The organism is Bradyrhizobium sp., from assembly GCF_016462955.1.
In the GTDB taxonomy this organism is placed as follows: Bacteria; Pseudomonadota; Alphaproteobacteria; order Rhizobiales; family Xanthobacteraceae; genus Bradyrhizobium.
Window position 1 is genome coordinate 4,154 of sequence record NZ_JAEMSD010000447.1, and the last position, 1,571, is coordinate 5,724.

General features: G+C 63.7%; 1 protein-coding gene. It reads right to left on the bottom strand.

Annotated features, from left to right (window positions below; all coding sequences use genetic code 11):
* Window positions 1–189: 189 nt before the first annotated feature.
* Window positions 190–1,476 carry a DUF445 domain-containing protein gene (locus tag JHD07_RS31245; protein ID WP_291629159.1) on the bottom strand — a complete coding sequence of 429 codons (1,287 nt, stop codon included), beginning with the start codon at window positions 1,474–1,476 and terminating at the stop codon, window positions 190–192.
* Between the last annotated feature and the right edge of the window lie 95 nt (window positions 1,477–1,571).

Genomic DNA, 1,571 nt, shown 5'->3' on the forward strand with positions numbered 1-1,571 from the left:
CCTGGAAATTGCTGAAAGGATCACCGGCGCATGCCGGCAAATGTGGATGAATTCCAACTCCCCGGCTTCTTGATCGTTCCGCACTGCAACATGAGTCAGAGTTAGGCGGCCGGTTCCCGACATTCAAGCCGGACAGCAACGAGGCGACAATAGGCCCGCGCGTTAATGCTAACGGCCGTGATGCAAAAGTCACAGCAGCCGGAGCAGGAATTCTACGGAGTAGAGCGCAAGTCCGGCGAGACCTCCTATCAGCGAACCATTGAAGCGGATGTACTGCAGGTCGCGCCCGATGTTGATCTCGATCAGCGAAATCAGCTGTGTCATGTTCCACGCCTTGACCTGGTCCGAGATGAAGGCCGAGACGCCGCGCTTCTGGTCGGCGACGAAGCTGCGCAGTACCGTCACCAGGCCCTTGTTGATCTCGCCGCGCAGCTCGGCATCGCCGGCGAGCGCCTCGCCTGCGGCGACGAACATTCCGGCGAGATGATGTTGCAGCACCTGCGTCTCGCCGCTGGCGCTGCGTTCGATGAAGGCGCGCGTGTTGGCCCAGACCGTGCGGGCGAGATCGGCAAGCTCGGGCCGCGCCAGCAGATCGCGCTTCAAGCCGTCGATGCGATCGATATAGGCCTGGTCGGTCCCGAGCCGATCGACGAAGCTCAGCACCATGCGGTCGAATTCGCCGCGAAACGGATGGTTGGGGTCGCTGCGCACCTCGTTGAAGAAGGCGGTGGCGGAGGCCACGATCTTGCTCACCAGAAACTTGTCGGCGCGGTAAAGCCTGAGCAGGGTCGGCAGCTCCGCGCGCACCTTCTCGCGGATCATCGCCATGGTCTCTTTCTGGTTCAGCGTCTCGTGCATGACGCGCAGGAGGTCGTCGAACAGGATCTGGTGCCGCCCGTCCGCGACGAAGCCGCGCAACGTGCCGGCCGCGAGCGGCGCCAGGTCGATCGCCTGGAGCTGCGAGGACATGCGGCGGATGATGAAGGTCATCAGGCCCGAGCTTTCGGTGGCGGAAACGGCCTCCGGCAACAGACGCAGCGTGAAGCGCGCCAGGTCGTCGCTGCGCTTGCGGTCGCGCAGCCAGTCGGCAACGAAGGAGCCGAAATCGATCTCCTTCAGCTTGGCTTCGACGGGACCTGCTTCAAGGAAATGCACCTGGATGAACTCGCCGAGCTTGTCGGCAATGCGGGCCTGGTTGCCCTGGATGATCGCGGTGTGCGGGATAGGCAGGCCGAGCGGTCGCTTGAACAATGCGACCACGGCGTACCAGTCGGCGAGGCCACCGATGGTCGCGGCCTCGGCGAAGGCTGCGATGAAGCCGAACACGGGATGCACCGGCAGCAGCCATTTTGCGACGATGAACAGCGCCAGCGTCGAGGCCAGCACCAAAGTCGCCAGCGCCTTGACGCGGCGCAGCTCGGCCGCGCGCTGGGCATCGCCGGGAGTGTCGAAGGAGAAGCTGGCGGGTGCGTTCATGACGATTTGAGGATACGTCATTCCGGGGCGGTCCGCAGGACCGAACCCGGAATCTCGAGATTCCGGGTTCGATGCTTCGCATCGCCCCGGAATGA